The organism is Mesorhizobium sp. ORM8.1, assembly GCF_053005525.2.
This window is the reverse complement of sequence record NZ_CM132600.1, coordinates 6,767,113-6,784,168: the sequence shown is the minus strand read 5'-3', so window position 1 is coordinate 6,784,168 and position 17,056 is coordinate 6,767,113. Positions and strand designations below refer to the sequence as shown.

The window sequence follows — 17,056 nt, the reverse complement described above, 5'->3', positions numbered from 1 at the left end:
TTTTACCGCTTGATGCGCCGGCGCCTGAGGTACGGAAGCAAGACCTCGGCAATTACGGCAAAGAACAAGGAGATCGCGATCATGATGCAGGATGCTGCCACGATCGCGGGCGTGAGCTGAAACTTCAGATTTGAAAACAGTTGTATCGGCATGGTCTTCGTCGTCGGCGAGGCGATGAACAGAGCCACGACGACCTCGTCGAAGGAGATCACGAACGCGAACGCGGCACCGGAAGCCACGCCCGGCAGAATCAGAGGAAGCATTATCTCGAAGAATACCTTCAGAGGGCGGCCGCCCAGGCTCGCGCCAGCCTGCATCAATGTCCAATCAAAGCGTTGAAGCGACGCATGCACCGTGACCAGCACGAATGGCGCCGCCAAAAGCGTGTGTGCGGCAACCAGACCTAGATAGGTGCCCAGCAGGCCGACATGGGCAAACGCGAAATAGATACCCAGCGCGATGATGATCAACGGCACGACCATCGGCAGCAACAACATCCCGTAGACGGCTTTGAGCAGTCTCGATCTCAAGCTGCTAAGCCCGATCGCGGCCATTGTTCCCAATATGGTGGCAGCTACGGTCGTCAGAGACGCCACGATGATGCTGTTCTCAAGAGAGGCCTGCCACACAGGGGTCGACAATATTTCTGCGTACCAGCGCAGAGAAAACCCTTCCAGCGGGTAGCGGAGCGCACTCCCTCCCGAAAATGAGAGTGGAATGACGATCACGATGGGAACGATAAGAAATACGACCACCAGCAATGACGAGATGCAGAGCATCGCCTGCCAGAACCGCTGCTCGAAGTTGTATATCTTCGACATGGCCATCTAGGCGTATCGCTTCGCGCGCGAGAGTCTCAAGACGGACGCCGCGGACGTAACGACGGCGACACTGAGGATGAGCAACAGCGCCAGCGCTCCAGCCATCCCCCAATTTGCATTTTGCCCCGCGAACTGGGCAATGATGTAGCTGATCATCTGGTCCTTAGGACCTCCGAGCAAAGCCGGCGTGATGTAGAATCCAATCGACAATACGAAGACCAGGAGCGCGCCCGCGGCCACGCCGGGAAATGTCTGGGGAATGTATATCTCGATGAAGGCGAGCGTGGGCCTTGCGCCAAGACTTGCCGCCGCATGCAAATGGTCCTTCGAGATCGACCGCATGACGCTCAAAATGGGCAAGACCGCAAACGGCAGCATGATATGGATAAGGGCAAGGTAGACGCCAGTCCGGTTGAAGACGAGCTGGATGGGGGTTTCGATCAGGCCAAGCCAGGCCAGGAGCTCGTTTACAAGTCCATCCTTCTGCAGAAGGACCATCCATGCGGCTGTGCGGACCAGCAGCGACATCCAGAACGGGATCATGACCATCGCCAGGAGAACACGGGCGGTCAGGGGCGACGAATTCGCGATCAAAAAGGCGATCGGGTACGACAGCACCACGGAGACGACCGTGACAACAATGCTCATCCAGAAGGTTCGCAGCAGCGTTGAGAGGTACACGCGTTCGCTTTCAGGGACACGTTCGACGCTGCCGTCCGCAGTTCTCCTGAGGTCCAGCGCCGCGAGCAGGTAGCGGGCGGTATATTGATGCGAGGCCGACGCCGCGACCTTCCAATAAGCGGGGTCCGCCCATCTCTGGTCCACCGCGATCATTGCGGCCTGGTAGCGCGGCTGCAGGTCTTTCGATGCAGCCGCTGTCTTGGTCAGTAGGCTCCTGTAACCCGAAATCTCGTAGTTGAGCCGACGTGCGGCATCCGGCAATGTCCGGTCCTTCGCGGCCTTGCCCAATTCCCGGGCAAAGCTTTCAAAAACCTTCTCGTCCGGCAAGGCGCTCTGGTCCCAGTCAACAAGCAGTTTGCTAGTGCCGGGGAATGCCTGAACAAACTCAGGGCTGTGTATCGCAAAATAGATTATCGATAGAATAGGAACTATGAAGCATACCAGGTTGAATAACACCAAGGGTGCGGCAAGGTATTCCAATCGTCTTCCCGCCATCGTGGTAACCTTGCCTGCACGCCTTGGTTTCGATCGCTAGTCTCACCGCCTCATTGGTTGATGCTAGTTTGCCTTCCAGGCAGTCCATCGAGCCATGATGTCATCGTAATTGTCGAGCCAGAAGCCAACGGATTCGGCCGAACCCGTGTCGAGCGCGTCCCTCACATTGTCTCCGGCAGGCATATCGGCAAGCACCTTTGCATCAAGGTATTTTGCCGCTTCAAGACTCGGCACGCCGTAACCTAGAGTGTTGGCAAAAGCCGCCTGCTCTTTTGTATGGGTGGCGAAATAGCGCAGGAAGTCATACGCATTGTCGACATTTCCAGTTCCATCGACAATCACCCATTGATCGACGAAAAGCAGGCTGTTCCGCCACGTCATGCCCAATTCATGGCCGTCCTTTTTCGCGGCGTGAACGCGTCCGCTGTAGACAATGCTCATTGCCACGTCGCCGCTCTCCAGCCACTCAATGGACTGCGCGCCCGCTTCCCAAAATTGAAGATCCTTCTTGATGGTGTCCAGCTTCGCAAATGCACGATCGACCCCGCCTGGTGAGCCGAGGACCTTGTAGACTTCGCCAGGCGCGACGCCATCACCCATGAGCGCCATTTCGAGACTGCCCTTGGGGTCGTTGCGCATGGCGCGCTTTCCAGGGATCTTTGTCGTGTCGAAGAAGTCTTTCAAAGTCAGATTCGCACCCACCTTCGGGTTCCAGGCGACGACATGCGAAGCGATCGCGGCACCAATGCCGCACTCACTGACCGCCTGAGGCATAACCGACGACCTGTCCGCGATCCGGGACCAGTCCAACTTGACGAAAAGCCCCTGCTCACAGCCGCGCGCCAGTTCGGAACTTTCCACTTCGACCACATCCCATGGGCGCGTGTTCGTCTTGAGCATTGCCTCGAACAGCGCCCAACCTCCGGCGTAAGTGTCGTCCAGAACCTTTATCCCCTTCGCCTGGCCGAAAGGCGTAAAGAAGTTTTGCCTTTGCGAGTCACTGAATTGCCCTCCCCAAGACGCAATAGTGAAGTCGCGCGCATGGGCTGCACTCGCCGACACCAATGTCGAGACAATGGCGGCATGGACGGCATGCTTTCTGATAAAATTTCGCATTTTGTTCCCCTTTTTCTGGCGGTACTTTCCGCTGTTTTCGTCTTTGTAGGTCTCTTTAGAACCAGCTCCGAATTTACATCCGGGGTTGGCGTTAGACGCGCTGCACGATGGGGTCGTCAGAATCACCTTCGAGTCCCGGGCGCAACAGGCCAGGTCCTCCATATCCCTTGCAGGTCGGGCTCCTTAAACCACTTTGAACTTACGCTAATACAAATTAAATCGGCTATCAACTCAAAATAGGCGGCGTCCTTGCCGTATTTCTATGTATCACAGGTGAATTAGCAGATAATATTGCCGACTTTGAATCCGCAAGAGTATGCTGCCGGGTTCAGCACCCTGCCTGGTTCGGGAGATAAAGGCCGATGCGAAGGTCGACCTGTTTTCGATCACGACTGCAGCGGAGTTACACCTTCATTGGATCACCGGGGCCTGGCTTCATCAGCCGCAGTAATAGCTGGTTGGCGCGGGATCGTTTCGGCACGTGTAACTCTTCCCCTCATGCGGCTTGCCACCCGGCGCTCATGCCGGCGTCACACGGCAGGACTACGCCAGTTGTCCACCGCGTTTCCTCAGACAGCAGTAGGAGAGCAGCGCGCGCCATATCGTCGGGATGCGCAATGCCGTTCATCGGAAACGCAGCCGCCATCCGTTCCCGTGCCTCTTCGGTATCAATCCACCTGTCGAGCATCTCCGATCGCGTGGCTCCCGGAGCGATCGCATTCACTCGAATGCCTTGGCGGGCATAGTCAAGCGCGGCACTTTTGGTCAGGCCAGCCAGTCCCCATTTCGTGGCGGCATAAGCGCTGTTGCAACCGACCCCGACCAGACCGCCTATGGAAGACGCGTTGACGATCGCCCCTCCATGTCCCAGGCCGAGCATCGCAGCGATCTCGTATTTCATGCACAGGAACACGCCGCGCAGGTTCACAGCCACTACCCTGTCGAAGTTGTCCGTGCTGATCGTGTCGAGCTTGCCCTGGGCGCCGCCTTGGCCCGCGTTGTTGAAGGCGCCGTCCAGTTGACCGTAATGTTCGAGCGCGAGATTGACCGCTGCTGCAACGGAGGCTTCATCCCGCACGTCACATGATGCCGCGGTCGCAATGCCGCCTGCTCCCGTAATTTCGGCGACGAGAATATCAAGCCGATCCCTTCGTCTAGCGGCGCACACGACCTTAGCGCCTTCCGCCGCAAACAATCGGGCCGCGGCGTCGCCAATGCCGCTGGTAGCGCCGGTGACGAGAACGACCTTGCCGTCCAAACGACCGTGCGTCTTCGTAAGTTTCGGCGGGTGGTAGTAGGTCATTTTTTGTTCCCGGAGCAAAGGTTGGCCGAATGATTGAGCGCTTGGAGAAGGCACCGCCAGCGCGCCGGCTGGTGTCTAATAATATCGCGGCGGCTTATCAGGCCGATCGACGTGGTCGGGCAGAGGCGGTCGATTTGAGGGGCCGAGAAGCCGGTCATAGACGACCGCCTGGGCGTTCCATTCGATGCGCTCGGCAAGATCGAGACAGAGTTCAGGACTCCGATGGACGACAAGCACGCCATGGCGGGGGTAAAGGACGCCGCAGCCGCCTCGTGTATTCATCGCTGCATTTGCCTGCATTATGCCAACGATGTCGGCCACGAAGCCGGGGTGGAATACTTATGGGTGTCGGGAACGAGAACCGTATCTCCATAGCCGAGCATGCTATCGATCAGTGGTGGGATTGTTTCGGCACGTGCAGCCAGCAGCGTGGCAAAAGGCGAGTGGGTGTGCAGCACCATCTCTAGCTGGAGAAAATTTTTGAGGACCGTCGAGTGACAGAGGTATTCGATGGAGAGAGGGCCCTCGCCCTCGACGATATTTCCGTCGAAATCGGCCAGGATAAGATCCTCCGCCTGGAGCTTTCCAAGGCGGGCCTTTGTCGCTCCAGAGCGCGTGACATAAACTCTGTCAGGCCCGGCACGGAAGGTCATATTGCAGCCGGCCAGATTGCCGAGGTTCCGATCGAATGCCAGGTTGAAGGCAGCCAGGGCACGAGCGACGTAGTTCGTGCGATCCGGCGTCGGGAACGGCGATTGGCTGGTGTCACTGACTGAGGCCTTCATCGGGCTATGTCCTCGGTTGACGCTTTGCAAATCCACACAGAGGTCAGCCTTGAGCCAAGCTCAGAGCCGACGGATTGAGAATGCCCTGCGGGTCAAGTGCATGCTTGATCCCTCGAAGTGTTCTGAGGCCGACCTCGCCAAGTTCGCGCCGGAAGAAATCGCGTCGCACGGCGCCCACACCATGGTGGTGCGTGCATGTGCCGCCGAACGCCAAAGCCTGCGTCTGCACAATCTCCCAGACCGAGGTGTAGCGGGCAATCAAGCTTTCGGGGTCAGCGTCATCGATACCGAAAATGAAATAGAACATGCTACCCGTCGAGTAGAAGTGAGACAGATGCGCCATCGACCAGCTCGTCTTCGGGGAGATCATGGACATGACACGCTCATAGAGCGGCATCAAATTCGCCCAGGAGACGGACACCTCGATGGAGTCGGCGATTTGGTCGGCGCGCGCATTGCCGCGCTCCAACCATTCGGCATGATAACGCCCTGCATTCCAGGCCTCGGCGATTTCAGGTCCGAGGTAGCGCGCGCCGTGGCTCAGAAGGATGTCCTTCGTGACAGCCTCTTCAGCTTCGACGATGCGCGCCGCGCCTTCATGGCCGACGACCACCAGTGGTTCGTCTCCCTGCATCCCGGCTTTCTCGTAGAGATGCGACGATTCCGCCGCGTCATAGATGCGCAGCAGCGCCGGCACGGCGTGCTCGCCGAACAGATCCCTTGCCGCATCGATACCCGACCGCAATGTGGGGAACGCATAGGACCCGAGCAGCAAGGATTGGGCCTTGGGGAAAATGCGCAGCGTTACCTCAGTGATCACGCCGAACGCGCCTTCACTGCCAAGGAAAAGCTCGAGCAGACAAGGACCGGCCGCCGATCGTGGCGGCCCGCCAAGGCGGAGAGGGCTACCGTCGGCCAACACCACTTCACAGCCGACAACGAGATGTTCAATACCGCCATATTTGTTGGAGAACGTTCCGATACCGCGAGTGGCCAGCCACCCTCCGACTGTCGATATCTCCAAGGATTGGGGATAGTGCCCGCAGGTATAGCCCAACTCTCCAAGCTTCTGTTCCAGCGCACCACCCAAGACACCGGCCTCAACGGTAACAGTCCGGTTCGATTCGTCGATTGCAGTGATGCGATCCAGCCCGGTCATATCGAGCAGGACATCATACCGAGAGGCGACGAGGGCACCGCAAACCCCTGAGCGCGCTCCCGCCGCCACAACGACCTGCCCAGCGGCACTGGCCTCGCGCAAGATTTCGCCGACTTGTTCAACCGAGGCCGGCCTCACGCATCGGACGGGCGGGGTATTGTTGGCGATCTTGCCGAGTAACGGCCATGCGTCCCGGACCGACACTTTTCCATCAGCTTCTTGCGCGGCAGGGACCATGATCAGCGTACTCTCTCGGCAGTCATTCATTATACAGTTTTCTGTATTCTAAGACACCTCCGATGTCAACAAGCATCTCGATCGAAATCGAGCGAATGGGCGGCGACATGATCGAGCCTTCCGGGGATGACCAGCGTTCGCTGAAAAAAGCATCCCGCTAAATCCTCGGCTCTCCGATCAGTTTGGACAGAATTTCCATATGTGCAGCGCTTTCCTGTCGCGCTGCGATCTGTGCGGCCTGGATGGTCCGAGCATCGATAAGTCCGACCAAATTCCCAACGTCGAGACGCTCCTTGCGAAACACAAGACAGGCGATTTCGCATTCTTTGAGAAGCGCGAGCGTCCCCTCCCGTTCCGGGGCTCTCGCCATGATCGGCAGCAAATCAAACGACAGGCCGATATCGACGCGGTGCCAGATGCCGCAATCGATTGCCCCCGCCAGCAGAGCGGATAAGAGGTGTCCGTAAGGACAAGGAACAGCTATCTGATCGACTTTGCCTTCCGGAAATTCGGACCGGGTTAAAAGATAGTGATCCAGGGAAGTCGGGTCATAGCCAATTCGAAGCGGCGCTCGCGAAGGCTTCTCGCGAGCCAGCACCACGACGGATCCAGCTCGGTAATAATCGACTTTTTCAGGGCAACAGCGTCCAACTCGCCTGATTCAGGCCCGCGTTGGAACGCCAGATTGGAAACGACACAGGCGTCGTGGTTGCCTTCACGGACACTGTTCATCCGTGATGTTGCTCCTTGGCGGTGATCAATTCTCGCACGTATGCCGTGTTGTTCGAAGGTGCTGTCGATACCTTCGGAGAGGCCCTTGAATTCGACGGCATCGAGGTGCGGCAGAAGCAGTTTGATTGGACCATGTCCGGCGAAGCCCCAGAGCAGCGCATAATCGACCGATTCGACAAAGCTGCCCATATGTCCGCGCGCATTGATCGCCACGGCCTTGGAGCCGGTTAGAACGCTCAATGCTTTCTGGACTGTGCCTACGCCGACCTCGATCTGCCTGTTTATCGCCTGGATGGGAGGCAGCCGATCTCCAGGTTTCAAAGCCAACAGCAGTTGCGCAATAGACCTGATGGTCTTCTGATTACGAGTAAGTTGGTCCACGCTAATTCTCGCGACTCGATGCTGCCATGCGTTGGCGCCACCATATCCAGAAAATGCACGGAGAATGATCCGGTAACGTCCTCACCGCAAACCAAACAACGCCTGTCCGACAATACCGTAGCTTCAAAATACAAATGAGGCGTTCAGGTTGCGGCCGCCGGCAGGTGATCCCTCGAAGGGTCAGTGAACCGTCTTACCGGCTGCCAACTATCCAGATGCGGTTCAATTGAAATTGGCCTTCTCATATCCTGCAGGATTTCACTGAAGTCATCGGGATTACCAAGTTTTCCGGACTTCAGCATCAAGGCCACAGGCTCGGGCAGGTTGACGACGCCCCGGCAAACGCCGAGCCCTTGATAAGGTCCCATCGCGATACGCTCAATTCCGAGTGCCTGAACCACCGATCCGGATGTTTCCCCTCCGCGATGATAAGCCGTCGAACGCCAAGGTCCCGCACAAGGATTTTGGCGATGGCTGCCAGGATGGACTCAGCCTTGTCGGCCACGACCGCCCGTCCGTAGGCCTGCTGCAAGGCCTCGATGGCGTGTTGCGGGGCCGCGGTGGTGATGGCGATGGCTCGCCCCGGAAGATGCCTTTCAGCAAACTCTCTTGCCGACCGCACCACCTCTTTTCCGGCGAACGCGTCCATGAGATCGATGGTCAGCAAAGGATTGTCCAGTGCGAACCGCTCGAGCTGCGCGATGGTCTGGCCGGCGACACTGCCCGCCAGCACGGCGGCAGGCCCGTCAACGGCGGGCAGGCTTGCCGGAACCAGTGAATCCGTATCGATCAGTCTGGCGCGGAGCCAGGCTGTCGGGAGGTGCGTGGTCACGGCAGAGTTTCCGGTCAACAATGGGAGATCGAAACTGGCAGATGCGATCGCAGCGAAATCAGACTCATAGATCGTATCCGCAATAAACAGCCTCTCCCCTGCCCCGACACGCGCCTCGAGGCCGGCAAGGATAGCTTGGGGGCCGGCATTGATAACCGGATAGGGCAACAGCCCAACTTTCATCTTGCTTTGTACCTGCAATACCCGGACCAGATTTGAGTCCGTCATTGGCGTAAGCGGATCGAACCGCTTCGCCGACTCTCCCAGCAATTGGGTGCCGCCAAACATGTGGCCCTGAAAGACAGTTCGACCCGTTTCGCATGATGCGGGGACAAACAGCGTCGCACGCGCGCCAAGCCTGTCGAGAAGCGCCTCCGCACAAGGACCAATATTGCCATCTGGAGTGGAATCGAAAGTGGCACAGTATTTAAAGAAAATTTGAAGCGCACCGGCTTCGACCAACCTGTCAGCGGCCTCCAACACTTGCGCCACCGCCTCTTTCGGCGGGATCACCCGGGTCTTCAATGCTATGACGTGGGCGATATTGCCTGGTTGTATGGCCACCTTTGCACCAACGGTACAGTCAGTTGGCACGCCGCGGGCAACAAGCCTGGCTGCGAGGTCGACCCCTCCCGTAAGATCGTCGGCAATCGCTCCGAATATCAGCGGACGCACTCCATCCATCAGTCAGTTTCCTCCTGCCGTTGGTCGCGACCTGGCCGCAGGGTGGAGCCGAGTACATCCGAGACCTCTTTGCGAGCGGCTGCGGCCTTCGGAACCAGATTTCCCAGCGTCAAGAATCCGTGAATCTGATCGCCATAGTGTCTGTGCTGGACCTCAACACCATGCGCGCGCAACCGGTTGACGTAGGCGATACCCTCGCACATCAACGGATCACAACCGACAGTCAAGACGTAGGCTGGGGCCACCCCTCCAGGTTTGGTGCGAGCAATGGTGATGCTCTACAGTCCGATTGTTGTTCTTCGGAACTCAGATACAGGCCACGGAACCATGTCATGGTTTTGCCGGTAACCCGAAGGTTGGGGATTGAAATGTCGTGGCTGGGAGATTTCATCCTCAGATCGGTTGCCGGGTAGAGCAGCAGTTGAAAGCGCAGCTTCGGCAGGCCTCCATCACGGGCCAGGATGGCTGAAACGGCAGCTATGTTGCCTCCTGAGCTGTCGCCACCCACGGCGATACAGTAGGGGTCAACGCCGAGGCGTTTGCTGTTCTGGAACAGCCACTTTACGGCGAGTGTCGCATCTTCGATCGCAGCCGGGAATTTATGCTCCGGCGCGAGGCGATAGCCGACCGACATCACACAACACCCCGACGCGAAGGCTATCCCACGACAGAAGTCGTCATAGGATGCAATGTCGCCAACAACCCACCCGCCGCCGTGAAAGAAGACCAGGGCCGGAGCCTCGTCGTCGGCAGCGTCATTGGGATAGTAAAGCCTGACCGGGACGGTCCCACCCTCCTCGCAGATATCAATATCGACGGTCCGCAATGACAAAGCGGCATTGATGGCACAGCTCTCGCGGGCCTTGGCAAAGGCCTTCCGCGCTTCGGCTGGATCGAGGGTCTCGACCCGGGCAAGACCGGCTTCCGCCTGCTTGCGAAGAAGCTCTACTGTCGCATTGTCCAGGACTGTCGGTTTCATGCGATGACGAAGCCGGCATAGTTGTTTGCCGCTACGGAATCGCACCTCTGGAAATAGGCATCGAACCCTCCGGAATAGGGCAGGAACACCCTTGGCTTTCCCGGGACATTTGCCCCTGTGTACCAGGACTTCGCGTCCGCGCGCAGCGTCCGTTCGGCGGCCTGCCGAACGGTGTTGACCCATCCCTCTTCCGCGCTTGCCTCCGGCTCTACCCTGGTCAACCGTTGTCCGACCATTCGGGTGAGGAGATCCCGGATCCACTCGACCTGGTATTCAAGAACAACGATCACATTGCCCAGGATGGAAGGGCTCCCCGGGCCTGCCAGGATGAACAAATTGGGAAACCCGGATACCATCATTCCCAGGTAGGTCGTGGGCCCGTGCTTCCACTTTGCTCTGATACTTTCCTTCCCATCGATCGTTATATGGATCGCATCGATCGCCCCGGTCATCGCATCGTACCCCGTTGCGAACACGATGGCGTCCAGCGCGAACTCCCTTTGCGACGTTCTCAGCCCCTGAGGCGTGATCGACTCGATAGGATGTTCCCGGATGTCGACCAAGGTGACATTTGGTCGGTTGAACGTTTCAAAGTAGCCCGTATCGGAGCAAAGACGTTTGGCTCCGATATAATGGTCCGATGGCGCAAGAAGGTCGGCAGTGACGCTGTCATTCACAGCTTGCCGGATCTTGTTGCGCACGAATTCCGCCGCGACGTCATTCGCCTTTACATTGATGAGCAAATCGGGAAAGGCTCTCAGGAATTCGAGGCCGCCCTTTTCCCAGAACGCCTCCAACACCTCCTGGCGTTCGAATTCGTCCAGCTCAAGCGCCGACCAGGCCGTTGTCGCATAGAGGCCGATGCCCATTTTCGTGCGCCTGGCGTAGGCCCTCACCTCGGCAAATGTTTCTCGTGCATGGCGGATATCGTCGGCCGACATGGGCCGATTTCTAGCCGGCGCGCTGAAATTTGGCGTCCGTTGAAAGACATAGAGATGTCCGGCTTGCTGCGCGATCTGCGGGATTGCCTGGATGCCAGATGACCCCGTGCCAATCACTCCCACCTGCAAACCGGAAAAATCGACCGGACGATGGGGCCAGTCTCCGGTGTGGAAGTATTGTCCATCGAACTCTTCCATGCCGGGGATCACAGGCTTTTGCGGCTTGGACAGCGGCCCTGTCGCCAGGATGCAATATCTCGCCCTTATCGTGTCACCCTTGTCGGTGGTGACGGTCCAAGAATTTGATGCGCTATCGAAGTCCATACGCGTGACCGTTCTGTTCAGAACGACGTTGTCTCGAAGGCCGAATTTGTCAGCGACGAAGTTTATGTAATCCAGAATTTCCGGCTGCGCGGCGAAGCGCTCGGTCCACGTCCACTCATTCACCAGCGCTTCGGAGAAAGAGTAGGAATATTCAATGCTGGAGACATCGCAGCGCGCCCCGGGATAGCGGTTCCAGAACCACGTTCCACCGATGTCACTTCCGGCTTCGAGCGCAAGCACGGATAGCCCCATTCCGCGAAGTCTGTGTATTGCATAAAGTCCGCCGAAACCGGCGCCCACGATCACGACGTCAACGACGCGTCGGCCTGCCGCTTGAATGTCCATACGCCCTCCCGAAACGCTCCCGCCCTCAGACAGGGCGCGACGACCGCTACGTCCAGACAATCACGGTGCCGAATTGCAGACAGAGCGAATACCAATGACGAGGTCGAACCTTAGTGATAATTATATCGACTTTCAAGCGTGAATTCCCGTGAAATTCCTCCCTCCCTTCGAAGGGGCGCCGTATTGACGAACTAAATTATCGATATTTTCCCCTCCCTGGCGACATGACGCGGGCGTCAAGCATCGTGCCAAGACGTCGCACTTTAGCGCTCGGTGGCGGTGCCTCGCATCCACAGGCGCCACATCGAGGCTTGCGCCAGCACGCGCGGAGCCGATAACATGCTGGAGAATCCATTGGCTCCGCACGGCACTTGCCGGGAGATTCTGGATCGGGCAGGAAATAGGGGCGGCACAAGCGCAATAACGCATAGCGGGTAGTCGATTGTAGTGCCTCTATTGTTCCCGCAACCGAGAGCGATGCCGGCAGCTTATCTTTATGCAGAGAGATTATGAATTGAGGCGATCGGGAGAACTGCCATGAGTGAACCAGTGGCAGAGTCCAAGAGGGGAAGCGCGCGTCAGCCGCAAAGGCAGCGAGGGCGTGTGCGGTTCGAAATCCTTCTGAACGCCCTCGATTCGTTACTGGCCGAGGACAGCGTTCAAAACGTGGGTCTTTATCAGATCGCTGAAAGGGCGGGGTGCCCAGCGCCTCTGTTTATCACTTTTTTCCAAACAAGGAGGCTGCTCTTCTTGCCTTGGCGCAGGTGCACCACCAGGCCCTTTTTGATCTTTCGCGGGCGCCACTCGCGACGCCCCCCGCCACTTGGCAGGAAATGGTAAAACGCAAAATCGCCATTTCGGCGGATTACCACAACAAAAACCCTTCCGTACTTCGCCTGTTTTTAGGAGCGAACATAATCGAAGAGGTAAAGACCGCTGACGTTTCTCAAAACTTGAGACTTGCCGAGGCGCGCTCCGCCCTGTTCAACATGTATTTCGAAATGCCATTTATCGCCGACTGGACCAGGAGGCTTGCCACCTATCTATCAATCATCGATGGAATATTCAGCCTATCCTATAGCCAGCATGGCACAATAACTGAATACTATGTGGCTGAAACGCAAATGGCTACGGTTTCTTACTTGCGGTGCTACCTTCCAGAGGTGCTAACGCTTAAGGCTCTGCCTCATTCCCCGACCGAAAAGGGGAGTAATCTTCTAGGGCTGCCAGCGAAGTCAGTCAGATAATGTGGAAACCGACGCCGGGTCCCATCCGACCGGCACTGAAGTCCCCGGATCAACAAGCGGTATACCCGGGTGCGTTGCCACTCTGACGGTCAAGGGGATGTTGTTGCCGATGGTCACCCGGTAGCGTACCGATCCGGTCGTGAAAGTGGCTTCGGTGACAAGCCCTTGATAGCAGTTCTTGAGTTCCTTCGCTTTCACGCCAAGGACGATATTCTCAGGCCTCAGGCACAACGCGGTAATGGGATCCGCTCCTGATGCGACGCAGGCAAATGTCTTGAGTCCTCCCTCCAACTCGAACGGAGCCTGTCCGCCGGCCTCTGGTCCAATTGCCGTGGCCTCAAGGATGCTGGCCTCGCCCAGGAAACCCGCAACGAAGCGGTTCATCGGCCTTTCGTAGATCTCCCGTGGGCTGCCAATCTGAGTGACGCGGCCATGGTTCATTACCGCAAGACGATCGGCCATGAACGCTGCTTCGTGCTGATCGTGGGTGACGTAAAGAACGGTGGCGCCAAGCTTCGACTGAAGGCTTTTTATTTCCTCCTGCATCTCCTCGCGAAGATTTTTGTCCAGCGCTCCGAGCGGCTCGTCCATGAGCAACAGTGCAGGATTGTAGACGGACGCTCGGGCCAATGCGACACGCTGCTGTTGGCCTCCAGAGAGCTGTGACGGATGCCGATCCGCGAACTTCTCCAGACGCACCATGCCTAGCGCCCGCCTGACGCCCCGTTCAATCTCTTCGCGGCTCATGCGTCTCATCTTGAGCGGGAAAGCAATGTTGTCGGCTACGCTCATGTGAGGGAACAAGGCGTACCCCTGGAACACCATGCCGATATCCCTTCGGTAGGTTGGCAAAGAGACAACATCGATCCCGTTGACGCATATTTTGCCGCTGGTCGGGGAGTGAACCCCGCGACGATGCCCAGCAAAGTGGATTTGCCGGAACCACTCGGCCCGATTATCCCGAAGAACTCGCCACGGTCGATGGTGAGGTTGGTCGGCTGAAGAACTCTCAATGCTCCGTATGACTTGGACACCTCGGAAAATTCCACGGTGGCACCGGCCATGTTCGAAGCCTCATAGTCTGACAAGTTAGGGAGCGCGTTCATCTGGCTTCGACCTTGACCGCGATTTTCGATCGCCGTTGCACAAGCGCCCCCGCCGATAGAAGCACCAGAGTTCCGACCAATATGCAGCATGTTGCGGCAGCAATGACCGGAGTCACTTCGTAATTGAGCTGCTCCCACAGCATCCTTGGTACGGTACGCGTTGCCGGGCTCGTAAGGAATATCGCCAATATCAACTCATCGAACGAAAACGCGAAAGAGAATATGAAGCCAAGTATTATACCCGGCCCGATCAACGGATATGTAATGTGCGTGAATGTTCTCCACCTGTTAGCCCCCAGTGTCTCAGCTGCTGTTTCCAGAGCCTCCGGGTAATTGGCTAAAGCAGTCGACACTGTTATGAACGCCAATGGCATCGTGACCACCGCGTGAGCAAGCACTATGCCGAGATACCCCCCAATCAGTCCGATCTTAGCCAGAACCGGGAAGAGGCCGAGCGCCAACACAATCTGCGGCAGGATGAGCGGCGCTATGATCAACGCGGACAATGCGCGGCGAAATCGGATTCGCCCCCTGGCCAGCGCGAGCGCGGCCAGCGTTCCATTCACCGTTGCGAGTGACGCCGCAGGTATGCCGATCTTAAGGCTGTTCAGGACCGAGGTCATGAAATCCTTGCTGCTGAAGAAGGCCTCGTACCACTTCAATGAGAAGCTCTCCGGCGGAAATTTCATGAACTCCTCACCGCTAAACGACAGTGGCACGATGATCATCGTCGGCACGACAAGGAACAGCAGAACCAGGACCACGAACGCCACAAGCGCCATCCTGGCGACGCGCCATCTTTGGGCCCCGTTCATTTTCTGCCTCGCCGTCCTGAAGTTGTCGATACGGCGCGTTCATAGGCGAAGAACATGGCCGCGGTGATGACCAACAGCACCGTACCCAAGGCCGACGCCATTGGCCAATTTAGAAGGCGCGACGCCTGCTGCTCGATGACGACGGACATCATCTGCTGAGACCCACCCAACAAAGCGGGGGTCACATAGAAGCCGAGAGATGAGATGAAGACCAGCGCACAACCGGCCGTGACGCCAGGCATCGACAGGGGCAAAAAGACATGCACGAACTGCCTCAGGGGATTAGCGCCAAGAACGGACGCCGCCCGCAAATATAGTCGATCGATACCCCGGAACGAACTTAGCAGCGGCAGCAACATGAACGGCAGCATCAAATGAACCATCGCGATCTGGACCACCGGATCGGACCCGATCAATCTGAGCGGCCGATCAATAAGATGAGCAGCCACAAGCATATCATTTACAATTCCATTGCGCTGCACCAGCACCATCCACGCATAGGTTCGGATCACTGTGCTTGTCCAAAAGGGGATCAAAATGAGTGCAACGGCAACGTTCAGCCACCTGCCTGAGATGCCGCTCAACACGTAGGCCACCGGATAGCTGATCAGAAGCGCCGTTACCGTGACCGATGCGGCGGTCCGAAACGTGTAGATCAGCGGCCAAAACAGCGCAGGGTTTGTGGCAATACTCACGTATGTCGACAGCGCGCCGCCCTCACCCGAGAAGCTCTGTCTCACCATGATCGCCAGGGGCAGAAGAAACAGAACGATCAGCATCGAGACAGGCAGAGCGAGCAGCCAGCCGCGACCCGTTCGGAAAGATGCCCCTCGGCCGAGTCTCAAGACACGGCCGAGGGAGATCGGAAGTGATGTCTGCTCAGGGACCAAGGGGGTTACCCGACGAGCCATTTGTTAAATCGATCAGTGATCTGTGGGCCGTTTTCAGCCCAATAAGTGTAATCCTGGGTGACTGCGGTTTTTCCATTGCCAGGAGAGTTCGGAAGCAGCTTCTTTGTCGCTTCGTCAAGCAGGTCGAACGCCTTGGGGTTGGTCGGCCCATAGGGAATGTTCCTCGAGAAAATCGCCTGGTTTTCGGCCTTCACCATATTTGCGATGAATTCCATCGCTTCCTTCTTGTGAGGAGATCCCTTGGGGACGATCATGCAGTCCGACGTGTACAAACACTGATCGTATGTGTAGTCGATTTTTGCGCCATTCTTGATTGGCTGATAGATACGGCCGTTCCAGACAGAGCCAAGGTCGACCTCTCCGTCAATCAACAACTGAGCGCTCTGCGCCCCAGATGTCCACCACACCAGATCCTTCTTGACCTTGTCTAGCGTCGCGAACGCCTTGTCGAGGTCGAGCGGATAAAGCTTTGCGGGATCTTGACCACCGCCGAGTGCCGCGATGTCAAGCGTTTGCGAAGCCGACTTCCAGAGGCTGCGGGTGCCGGGCTTTCCCGCGCTGTCGAAAAATTCAGCCCAGTTTTTTGGTCTAGTTTCGCTGTTGAAGCTATTGGTGTTCCAAGACATCGCCAATGCCGCCACATCGGTGAGCACGAAATATTCATGGGCATAGCCTGAGCCCAGGTTCGACTTGTCGATGATGTCGTAGTCGAGAGGCTCGAGAAGCCCGAGTTTGGCCATCGCGGCGGCTTCCGCTGGGTCGGCACCGATCACGTCCACGTCGACTGCGTTGTTTTCGACCATCGCCTTGATGCGCGCCGCCTCCATCCAGGGAGCGCCAATAATGTCGATTCCGGTCGCCGCCTTGAAGGTGTCGTAGTACGCCGGCTTGAAAGCGGCCTCAAGCGCGCCACCCGAATTCGGAAATGTGAGTGCGGCGGGCGCGCTACGCGCGATCGATGGAAACCCGGTGATGGCAGCGGTGCCAGCCGCCGCTGCGGTGGATAGAAACGACCGACGCGTGAGCGACGTCTTGCCGCGTTCTCTGTCTGCACTTCTTGCCATTTTAATTCCCCTTTCTTTTTTGCTTACTTGACCGCTGCTAATCTCTCAAATTCTCCCGGAAGGTGTTGTACTTGTAGTCCTTCCGATAGACTCCGCGC

Annotated in this window: 14 protein-coding genes and 3 pseudogenes; 1 reads left to right on the top strand and 16 read right to left on the bottom strand. The window is 57.5% G+C overall.

The genetic code is table 11. The features are described from left to right. Window positions 1–2: 2 nt before the first annotated feature. The 11 genes and pseudogenes from ACVDG8_RS33845 to ACVDG8_RS33795 all read right to left on the bottom strand — a co-directional run bounded on the left by ACVDG8_RS33845 (window position 3) and on the right by ACVDG8_RS33795 (window position 11,815). Complete coding sequence (locus ACVDG8_RS33845; protein ID WP_447252352.1) at window positions 3–827, bottom strand: ABC transporter permease; 825 nt, start codon at window positions 825–827, stop codon at window positions 3–5. Further along, the gene (locus ACVDG8_RS33840) at window positions 828–1,982 is read right to left on the bottom strand and encodes an ABC transporter permease (protein WP_447252351.1); all 1,155 of its coding nucleotides are present in this window, start codon (window positions 1,980–1,982) and stop codon (window positions 828–830) included. A 78-nt stretch (window positions 1,983–2,060) separates the two neighbouring features. Continuing rightward, window positions 2,061–3,113 (bottom strand): ABC transporter substrate-binding protein, encoded by a 1,053-nt coding sequence (locus ACVDG8_RS33835; protein WP_447252350.1) that lies wholly within the window; start codon window positions 3,111–3,113, stop codon window positions 2,061–2,063. Between the two features lie 496 nt (window positions 3,114–3,609). Beyond that, window positions 3,610–4,416, bottom strand: a complete 807-nt coding sequence (locus tag ACVDG8_RS33830; protein ID WP_447252349.1) for an SDR family NAD(P)-dependent oxidoreductase — start codon at window positions 4,414–4,416, stop codon at window positions 3,610–3,612. A 299-nt stretch (window positions 4,417–4,715) separates the two neighbouring features. Next, window positions 4,716–5,201, bottom strand: coding sequence for a class II aldolase/adducin family protein (locus tag ACVDG8_RS33825; RefSeq protein WP_455707404.1), 486 nt, complete (start codon window positions 5,199–5,201; stop codon window positions 4,716–4,718). A gap of 43 nt (window positions 5,202–5,244) precedes the next feature. Further along, window positions 5,245–6,627: an FAD-binding oxidoreductase gene (locus ACVDG8_RS33820; RefSeq protein WP_447252347.1), complete on the bottom strand. Its 1,383-nt coding sequence runs from the start codon at window positions 6,625–6,627 to the stop codon at window positions 5,245–5,247. 127 nt (window positions 6,628–6,754) lie between these two features. After that, complete coding sequence (locus ACVDG8_RS33815; protein ID WP_455707875.1) at window positions 6,755–7,195, bottom strand: YhfZ family protein; 441 nt, start codon at window positions 7,193–7,195, stop codon at window positions 6,755–6,757. After that, the gene (locus ACVDG8_RS33810) at window positions 7,117–7,710 is read right to left on the bottom strand and encodes a helix-turn-helix domain-containing protein (protein ID WP_455707403.1); all 594 of its coding nucleotides are present in this window, start codon (window positions 7,708–7,710) and stop codon (window positions 7,117–7,119) included. The genes ACVDG8_RS33815 and ACVDG8_RS33810 overlap by 79 nt, the downstream gene beginning before the upstream one ends. Before the next feature lie 143 nt (window positions 7,711–7,853). Then, window positions 7,854–9,226, bottom strand: a pseudogene (gene otnK, locus ACVDG8_RS33805) (3-oxo-tetronate kinase). Continuing rightward, window positions 9,226–10,205: pseudogene (locus ACVDG8_RS33800) on the bottom strand (alpha/beta hydrolase). Before ACVDG8_RS33800 ends, otnK begins: the two co-directional pseudogenes overlap by 1 nt. Continuing rightward, a complete protein-coding gene (locus tag ACVDG8_RS33795; protein WP_447252343.1) occupies window positions 10,202–11,815 on the bottom strand; it encodes a flavin-containing monooxygenase in 1,614 nt (537 codons plus the stop codon). Before ACVDG8_RS33795 ends, ACVDG8_RS33800 begins: the two are co-directional and overlap by 4 nt. 698 nt (window positions 11,816–12,513) lie before the next feature. Between ACVDG8_RS33795 and ACVDG8_RS33790 the strand changes: the two genes are divergently transcribed. Continuing rightward, entirely contained in the window at window positions 12,514–13,062 is a 549-nt protein-coding gene (locus ACVDG8_RS33790; protein ID WP_455707402.1) for a TetR/AcrR family transcriptional regulator, read from the top strand. Here ACVDG8_RS33790 and ACVDG8_RS33785 read toward each other — a convergent pair. The 5 genes and pseudogenes from ACVDG8_RS33785 to ACVDG8_RS33765 form a co-directional block, all read right to left on the bottom strand. Beyond that, complete coding sequence (locus tag ACVDG8_RS33785; protein ID WP_455707874.1) at window positions 13,051–13,446, bottom strand: TOBE domain-containing protein; 396 nt, start codon at window positions 13,444–13,446, stop codon at window positions 13,051–13,053. The two genes, ACVDG8_RS33790 and ACVDG8_RS33785, sit on opposite strands and share 12 nt — an antisense overlap. A gap of 252 nt (window positions 13,447–13,698) precedes the next feature. Beyond that, window positions 13,699–14,126 (bottom strand): annotated as a pseudogene (locus ACVDG8_RS33780) (ABC transporter ATP-binding protein); the annotation flags it as partial. 38 nt (window positions 14,127–14,164) lie between these two features. Further along, entirely contained in the window at window positions 14,165–14,983 is an 819-nt protein-coding gene (locus ACVDG8_RS33775; RefSeq protein ID WP_447252340.1) for an ABC transporter permease, read from the bottom strand. Further along, on the bottom strand, window positions 14,980–15,762 hold the full coding sequence (locus tag ACVDG8_RS33770; protein ID WP_447252339.1) for an ABC transporter permease: 783 nt from the start codon (window positions 15,760–15,762) through the stop codon (window positions 14,980–14,982). The genes ACVDG8_RS33775 and ACVDG8_RS33770 overlap by 4 nt, the downstream gene beginning before the upstream one ends. A gap of 116 nt (window positions 15,763–15,878) precedes the next feature. Beyond that, window positions 15,879–16,958 (bottom strand): polyamine ABC transporter substrate-binding protein, encoded by a 1,080-nt coding sequence (locus tag ACVDG8_RS33765; protein WP_447252338.1) that lies wholly within the window; start codon window positions 16,956–16,958, stop codon window positions 15,879–15,881. Window positions 16,959–17,056: the final 98 nt, after the last annotated feature.

Bases quoted from the DNA above. Each gene is read 5' to 3' on its own strand.
- ACVDG8_RS33845 (WP_447252352.1), bottom strand. From the start codon at position 827: ATGGCCATGTCGAAGATATACAACTTCGAGCAGCGGTTCTGGCAGGCG.
- ACVDG8_RS33835 (WP_447252350.1), bottom strand. From the start codon at position 3,113: ATGCGAAATTTTATCAGAAAGCATGCCGTCCATGCCGCCATTGTCTCG.
- ACVDG8_RS33830 (WP_447252349.1), bottom strand. From the start codon at position 4,416: ATGACCTACTACCACCCGCCGAAACTTACGAAGACGCACGGTCGTTTG.
- ACVDG8_RS33825 (WP_455707404.1), bottom strand. From the start codon at position 5,201: ATGAAGGCCTCAGTCAGTGACACCAGCCAATCGCCGTTCCCGACGCCG.
- ACVDG8_RS33820 (WP_447252347.1), bottom strand. From the start codon at position 6,627: ATGAATGACTGCCGAGAGAGTACGCTGATCATGGTCCCTGCCGCGCAA.
- ACVDG8_RS33795 (WP_447252343.1), bottom strand. From the start codon at position 11,815: ATGGACATTCAAGCGGCAGGCCGACGCGTCGTTGACGTCGTGATCGTG.
- ACVDG8_RS33785 (WP_455707874.1), bottom strand. From the start codon at position 13,446: ATGAACCGCTTCGTTGCGGGTTTCCTGGGCGAGGCCAGCATCCTTGAG.
- ACVDG8_RS33775 (WP_447252340.1), bottom strand. From the start codon at position 14,983: ATGAACGGGGCCCAAAGATGGCGCGTCGCCAGGATGGCGCTTGTGGCG.
- ACVDG8_RS33770 (WP_447252339.1), bottom strand. From the start codon at position 15,762: ATGCTGATCGTTCTGTTTCTTCTGCCCCTGGCGATCATGGTGAGACAG.
- ACVDG8_RS33765 (WP_447252338.1), bottom strand. From the start codon at position 16,958: ATGGCAAGAAGTGCAGACAGAGAACGCGGCAAGACGTCGCTCACGCGT.